Raw genomic sequence first — 6,476 nt, forward strand, 5'->3', positions numbered from 1 at the left:
CGCGTCCCGCGCGCGCCTTCGCCTGCCGCATCGTCGCCGCCCCTCCCGGACGGCGCGAAAACCTTCTATAGCAATCCCGCAGGACTTTTCGGGCCAACGCCTCCGTCCCGCCGACGCCAGGGTGCCCTCGCGCACCGTGGCGGCGCGGCGGCGGGGGCAGGCCCGCTCCCGAACGGAAGGAAACGCTCGATGCCCGCTTCGACGACCAGGCACCTGCTCGCTCTGGCCCTCGCCTCCACCATCCTCGCCGCCCCGACGGCGGCGCTGGCCGACCCGGTCAAGGTGGGCTTCGTCTCCACCCTCTCCGGCCCGCCGGCGGCGCTCGGCGTGCACATGCGCGACGGCTTCCTGCTGGCGGTGAAGGAATTGGGCGGCAAGCTCGGCGGCCAGCCCACCGAGGTGATCGTGGTGGACGACGAACTGAAGCCCGACGTGGCGGTGAACAAGGTCAAGGCGCTGATGGAGCGCGACAAGGTGGATATCATCGCCGGCACGGTGTTCTCGAACGTGCTGATGGCGATCCAGAAGCCGGTGCTGGCCAACGAGACGTTCCTGATCTCGGCCAATGCCGGCCCCTCCCCGCTCGCCGGCAAGGGCTGCTCGCCCTTCTTCTTCTCGGCCTCCTACCAGAACGACCAGGTGCACTCGGTCATGGGCCAGTACGCCCAGGACAAGGGCTTCAAGCGCGTGATCCTGATGACGCCCAACTACCAGGCCGGCAAGGACGCCATGGCCGGCTTCAAGCGCAACTTCAAGGGCGAGGTGGTGGAAGAGATCTTCACCCAGCTCGGACAGCTCGACTTCTCCGCCGAGCTGGCCAAGATCCAGGCCGCCAAGCCCGACGCCATCTTCACCTTCATGCCCGGCGGCATGGGCGTGAACCTGGTGAAGCAGTACCAGCAGGCCGGCCTTGCGGGGCAGATCCCGTTCCTGTCGTCCTTCACCATCGACGAGACCACCCTGCCCGCCACCCAGGACGCCGCGGTGGGCCTGCTCTCGGGCGCGGAATGGGCGCCCAACCTCGACACGCCGCAGAACAAGGCCTTCGTCGCCGCCTATGAGAAGGAATACGGCATCGTGCCCTCGCTCTATGCGGCCCAGGGCTATGACGCCGCCATGCTGATCGACGGCGCGCTGAAGGCCACCGGCGGCAAGGTTTCCGACAAGGAGGCGTTCCGCAAGGCGCTGGCGTCAGCGCCCTTCAAGTCGGTGCGCGGCGACTTCGCCTTCAACACCAACGGCTTCCCGATCCAGGATTTCTATGTGGTGAAGGCGGTGAAGCGTCCCGACGGGCGCTATGCCACCGAGATCCAGTCCAAGGTGTTCGATAATGCGGCCGACGCCTATGTGGCCGAGTGCCCGCTGAAGTAAGCCGTCCCTTCCGGAGGCGCGCGGACCCGACCGGCCCGCGCGCCTTTTCGTTTGAAGCCCACCTGAAGCCCACCGCGAGCCCCCGGCACCATTGCCCATGACTGCGGCTTTGTTCATCTCCCAGCTCCTGAACGGCCTGCAACTGGGCGTGATCCTGTTCCTGGTCGCCGCCGGGCTGACGCTGGTGTTCGGCGTCATGGACTTCATCAACCTCGCCCACGGCGTCCAGTACATGCTGGGCGCCTATCTCGTGGCCGTGCTCTCCGCCTGGAGCGGCAGTTTCGCATTCGGCCTCGCCGCCGGCCTCCTCGCGGCGCTGGCGCTCGGCTTCGTGATGGAAGTGCTGGTGTTCCGGCACCTGACACGGCGCGACCACCTGGAGCAGGTGCTCGCCACCTTCGGGCTGATCCTGGTGGTGACGGAAGGGGTGCGCATGATCTTCGGGTCCGCGCCTTTGCCCTTTCCGGTGCCGGCGGCGCTGAATGGCACCGTCACCCTGTTCGAGGGGCTGAACTATCCGGTCTGGCGGCTCGTCATCCTCGCGGTCGGCGTCGCGGTTGCGGTGCTGCTGTGGGTCCTGGTCAACCGCACCCGCGCCGGCATGCTGGTGCGCGCCGGCTCCACCCATCCGCAGACCGTGGCGGCGCTAGGGGTCGACATCGACCGGCTGTTCCTGTTCGTGTTCGCCTTCGGCGCCATGCTGGCAGGGCTGGCCGGCGCCATGGCGGGGCCTCTGGTGTCAGTGGAGCCGACCATGGGCGACAAGGTGCTCATCCTCGCCTTCGTGGTGGTGGTGATCGGCGGCATCGGCTCCATCAAGGGGGCGTTCGTGGCCGCCATCCTCGTCGGGCTGGTGGACACGGTGGGCCGTGCCTTCCTGCCGGACCTGCTGCGGGCGCTCATCGGCAAGTCGGCCGCCGCCACTGCCGGCCCGCCGCTGTCCTCGATGCTGATCTATCTGCTGATGGCGCTGGTGCTCAGCTTCCGCCCGTCCGGCCTGTTCGGCGGGAGGCCCTCGTGAGCGCGCGGGCGGCGGGCGGCGTTCCCGTGTCGGCGCTCCTCCATCCCCTCGTGCTGGCCGCCCTGTTCGCGCTGGCGCTGGCCGCGGCGGTGGGGTCCGGCTCGGGCTATGCGCCCACCATCATCGCCCGCACCGCCATCCTCGCGCTGGCGGCGGTGTCGCTCTCCTTCCTCATCGGCCAGGCCGGACTGGTGAGCTTCGGCCACGCCGCGCCGCTCGGCATCGGCGCCTATGCGGTGCTGATCGCCGGGGAATATGGCGTGACCAACGCGCTGGTGCTGTTCCCGCTGGGCTTTGCCGCCGCCGCGCTCTGGTCCGCCGCCACGGGCGTGATCGCGCTCCGCACCCGCGGCGTCTATTTCATCATGATCACGCTCGCCTTCGCGCAGATGCTGTTCTACGTGGCCGGCAGCCTTTCCGCGTTCGGCGGCGACGACGGGCTCGGCATCGCCGCCCGCTCCACATTCTTCGGCCAGCGCTTCCTGCGCACCGACACCGACCTCGCGGTGTTCGCCATCGCCGCCCTCGGCGTGACGCTGCTGCTGCTGGAGCGCATTTGCGCCGCGCCGTTCGGGCTGATGCTGCGCACCGGGCGGGCCAATGAGGAGAAGCTGGCCTCGCTCGGCCTCGATCCGTTCGCCCACCGCCTCACCGCGCTGGCAGCCGCCGGCGGCATCGCCGGCATCGCCGGAGTGCTGCTGGCGAACCAGGTGGAATACGTCTCCCCCGCCACCATGAACTGGCACGTCTCGGGCGAGCTGATCGTCATGGTGGTGCTGGGCGGCACGAAGCGGCTCGGCGGGGCGGTGCTTGGCGCCGTGGCGGTGGTGGCCGTCGACGAGACGCTCGGCCATTTCACCGAGTACTGGAAGTTCGGGCTCGGCCTCGTCATCCTCGGCGCGGTGCTGCTGCGCGGCACCGAATTGAAGCGCCTCATCCGGGGGGCGGTCCATGGCTGAGGCCCTGGCGCAACCGCCGGTTCTGGCGCTGGAGGGCCTCAACAAGTCGTTCGGCGCCCTGAACGTGACGCGCGACGTGACGCTCGACGTGCGCGCCGCCGAGGTCCATGCGCTGATCGGCCCGAACGGCGCCGGCAAGACCAGCCTCATCGCCCAGATCGCCGGCGCTCTGGCCGCCGATTCCGGCCGCATCCTGTTCGCCGGCGCCGACGTCACCCGCCTCGGCATGGCGAAGCGCGCGCGCTCGGCCTCGGGCGGGTGTTCCAGATCTCCAACGTGGTCGGCGCCTTCACGGTGCTGGAGAACGTGGCGCTCGCGGCCATCGTCGCGGACGGTCGAACCTTCCGCTGCTGGCGCCCGGCCCTGTCCGACCGCGCGGCACTGGAGAAGGCCGACGCCATGCTCGAGCGCATCGGCCTCGCCGCACGCCGGAACGCGGCGGCCGCTTCCCTCTCCCATGGCGAGCGGCGGGCGCTGGAACTCGCCATGTGCCTGGTGCAGGAGCCCAAGCTGCTGCTGCTGGACGAGCCCATGGCCGGCACCGGGCGGGCCGAGGGCGAACGGCTGACGGCCCTGCTCGCCGGCCTGAAGGGTCGCATCCCGATCCTGCTGGTGGAGCACGACATGGCCACCGTGTTCGCCCTCGCCGACCGCATCAGCGTGCTGATCTCCGGCGCGCTCGCGATCACCGGCACGCCGCAGGCGGTGCGCGCCGATCCGGTGGTGCGGCGCGCCTATCTCGGCGAGGAGGAGGCGGTCTGATGACGCCGCTGGTCGAGATCGAGGCGCTCGACTGCGCCTATGGCGAGGCCCAGGTGCTGTTCGCCATGGCGCTCCACGTGATGCCGGGCGAGGTGGTGACGCTCATGGGCCGCAACGGCATGGGCAAGACCACCACGCTGAAGGCCCTGTTCGGCCTGCTGAAGCCGACGGGCGGCGCCATCCGCGTGAAGGGCCGCGACGTGACCGGGGCGGCGCCGCACCTCGTCGCCGCGGCCGGGCTCGGCTACGTGCCCGAGGGGCGGCAGATCTTCCCGCGTCTCACGGTCGAGGAGAACCTCGTCGCCACCGCCCGGCCGCGCCCGCAAGGCTGGACCCTGGCGCGGGCCTACGATCTGTTTCCGCGGCTGAAGGAGCGGCGCGGCAATCTCGGCACCCAATTGTCCGGCGGCGAGCAGCAGATGCTGGCGATCGGCCGTGCGCTGATGACCAATCCCGATCTTCTCGTCCTCGACGAGGCCACCGAGGGCCTGGCCCCGGTGATCCGCGCCGAGATCTGGTCCGCCCTCTCCGCGCTGCGGACGGACGGCCTCGCCATCCTGCTCGTGGACAAGAACCTGCCGGCGCTGCTGCGCATCGCCGACCGCCACGTGGTGATCGAGGCGGCCGCCCCGCCTGGACCGGCACCACGGCGGAACTGAAGGCCGACCCCGCCCGCGCGACGCGGTTTCTCGAAGTCTGAGCCGGCCGGGCGCCATGCGGCAAAAAAATCCGCCTGAATGCTCCGGCGCCCTCCTTGTGGCAGCAGCGAAAGTACCCCTAAGGTGCTGCGGGTCTGGATGGGATCGGCGCGTGCGGTGTCAGGCGCCGGGCGGCTTGGGGGGTCCATGTTTGCGATTTTGACAGCGGTCGCGCTCGCGACCGGTTCTCCCGGCTGGTCCGCCACGACCGGCGGATCGGCGGGGGCCGCCGTCATCCTGGCGCAGGGCGCGGAGCCGGCACACACGGGCAAAGGATGCCCCAAGCCCGGGTCGGTGCGCTCTCCCAAGTCATCGGCCAAAACCAGCGTCACTTTCGCCAATTCGACCGGCCGCACGATCCAGATCTACTGGATCGACTTCGACGGGAACTGGAACTATTACCGCGAGCTGAAGAACGGCCAGGACTACCAGCAGCCGACCTATGTGGGCCATGCCTGGGTGGCGGTCGACATGAAGGACCGCTGCGTCGGCGGCGTGTTCAAGGCGGCAAGCGGCCCGAACACGGCTGAATATTTCGGCGATTGATGATCCTCTCACAGAGAACCGCCATGCCCATGCACACCCTGCGCCGCGGTCTTGCCGGCCTTGCTGTTCTGGCCTGCGCCGCCTTGTCCGGAACCGGCGCCCAGGCGCAGAACGGCCCGGACTATTGCTACACCTACGCCAACGAGATCGTCGCCAGCTTCCTGCGCGGCCAGCAGGCCAATTGCGGCACGTTCCGCAACCTCAACATGAACTGGGAGACGCATTTCCAGTGGTGTTCGAGCCAGCCGCGCAAGCGCGTGGAGGATGCGCGCAGCGACACGACCGCAAAAGCTGGACGGCTGCCTCACCTCCACCCAGGGCGGCGGCGCGCCGCCCCCGCCGCCGCAGCGGCAGGCGGCGCCCCGTCCGCCCCAGGGGGCGCCGGCGGGCGGGCGCGGCAAATCCTTCTACATCGTCGCCGAAGGCGCGGACGAGCCGGGCCTGTGCATCGACATCGCGGGCGGGAAGATCGCCCCGGCGACCCCCATCATGCTCTGGAAATGCCACGGCCAGGCGCCGCAGAAGTTCGTGCTCGATCCGCGCAACGGCCGCATCCGGGTCGGCGCCAACACCGGCCTGTGCGTGGACGGCGTGATGAAGCAGCAATTGCTGGTGACGCCATGCGACATGGTGGTGAACGACTGGCTCTATGACGAGAAGAGCAGCACCGTGCGCTCCTCCAGCGGCCTGTGCTGGGACATCCGCGGCGGCAACCAGCCGCAGAACATCCGCATGCGGCAACAGATTCTGGCCTGGCCGTGCCATGGCGGCATCAATCAGAAGTTCGTCTTCAACGACTGACGGCCTGCAGGCGGCGCCTGCTCACCGCACAGGCTCCCGCCCGCCGGGCGGGGCCTATCGCACCCACTGGCCGGGCACGAAGTGCCACTCGCCGTTGCGGAACACCCAGCGCGACCCGGCATAGCGGAAGCCGGGCCGGTTGCGGGTCCAGCGCCCGTCCACCCAGACATAGCGCCGTTGCCGGCTGCTCCAGATCCAGTGCCCCGGCACCCAGACATAACCGGGCCGGGGCTGCGGCAGGCGCCCGTAGCGCGGCAGCGGCGGCGGGGTGAGCGAGGGCGCGGGTGGAGCGCTGGCTCGGCGGGCGCCACTGCTGCG

Annotated in this window: 6 protein-coding genes and 2 pseudogenes; 7 read left to right on the top strand and 1 reads right to left on the bottom strand. The window is 69.9% G+C overall.

Annotation, left to right across the window (positions count from 1 at the left end; translation table 11 throughout):
- Positions 1 to 189 precede the first annotated feature (189 nt).
- The 7 genes and pseudogenes from AC2W7M_RS17585 (at position 190) to AC2W7M_RS17615 (ending at position 6,158) form a co-directional block, all read left to right on the top strand.
- Positions 190 to 1,371 carry an ABC transporter substrate-binding protein gene (locus AC2W7M_RS17585; protein ID WP_486133645.1) on the top strand — a complete coding sequence of 394 codons (1,182 nt, stop codon included), beginning with the start codon at positions 190 to 192 and terminating at the stop codon, positions 1,369 to 1,371.
- Positions 1,372 to 1,468: 97 nt separating this feature from the next.
- Positions 1,469 to 2,392 carry a branched-chain amino acid ABC transporter permease gene (locus AC2W7M_RS17590; RefSeq protein ID WP_486133647.1) on the top strand — a complete coding sequence of 308 codons (924 nt, stop codon included), beginning with the start codon at positions 1,469 to 1,471 and terminating at the stop codon, positions 2,390 to 2,392.
- A complete protein-coding gene (locus AC2W7M_RS17595) occupies positions 2,389 to 3,351 on the top strand; it encodes a branched-chain amino acid ABC transporter permease (RefSeq protein ID WP_486133648.1) in 963 nt (320 codons plus the stop codon). The genes AC2W7M_RS17590 and AC2W7M_RS17595 overlap by 4 nt, the downstream gene beginning before the upstream one ends.
- Positions 3,344 to 4,113, top strand: a pseudogene (locus AC2W7M_RS17600) (ABC transporter ATP-binding protein). Before AC2W7M_RS17595 ends, AC2W7M_RS17600 begins: the two are co-directional and overlap by 8 nt.
- An 8-nt stretch (positions 4,114 to 4,121) precedes the next feature.
- Positions 4,122 to 4,813: pseudogene (locus tag AC2W7M_RS17605) on the top strand (ABC transporter ATP-binding protein).
- A 145-nt stretch (positions 4,814 to 4,958) separates the two neighbouring features.
- Positions 4,959 to 5,357 (top strand): VHL beta domain-containing protein, encoded by a 399-nt coding sequence (locus tag AC2W7M_RS17610; protein WP_486133650.1) that lies wholly within the window; start codon positions 4,959 to 4,961, stop codon positions 5,355 to 5,357.
- A gap of 264 nt (positions 5,358 to 5,621) precedes the next feature.
- Positions 5,622 to 6,158, top strand: a complete 537-nt coding sequence (locus tag AC2W7M_RS17615; protein WP_486133652.1) for a ricin-type beta-trefoil lectin domain protein — start codon at positions 5,622 to 5,624, stop codon at positions 6,156 to 6,158.
- Between the two features lie 54 nt (positions 6,159 to 6,212).
- On the opposite strand, the gene AC2W7M_RS17620 is transcribed toward AC2W7M_RS17615, so the two are convergent.
- On the bottom strand, positions 6,213 to 6,476 hold a 264-nt coding region (locus AC2W7M_RS17620; protein WP_486133654.1), incomplete at its 5' end, for a hypothetical protein.

Source organism: Xanthobacter sp. BG11Y11_SDJG, assembly GCF_057364445.1.

What these genes read in the sequence shown, in the direction of transcription:
- AC2W7M_RS17585 (WP_486133645.1), top strand. Translation starts at nt 190, where the DNA reads ATGCCCGCTTCGACGACCAGGCACCTGCTCGCTCTGGCCCTCGCCTCC.
- AC2W7M_RS17590 (WP_486133647.1), top strand. Translation starts at nt 1,469, where the DNA reads ATGACTGCGGCTTTGTTCATCTCCCAGCTCCTGAACGGCCTGCAACTG.
- AC2W7M_RS17610 (WP_486133650.1), top strand. Translation starts at nt 4,959, where the DNA reads ATGTTTGCGATTTTGACAGCGGTCGCGCTCGCGACCGGTTCTCCCGGC.
- AC2W7M_RS17615 (WP_486133652.1), top strand. Translation starts at nt 5,622, where the DNA reads ATGCGCGCAGCGACACGACCGCAAAAGCTGGACGGCTGCCTCACCTCC.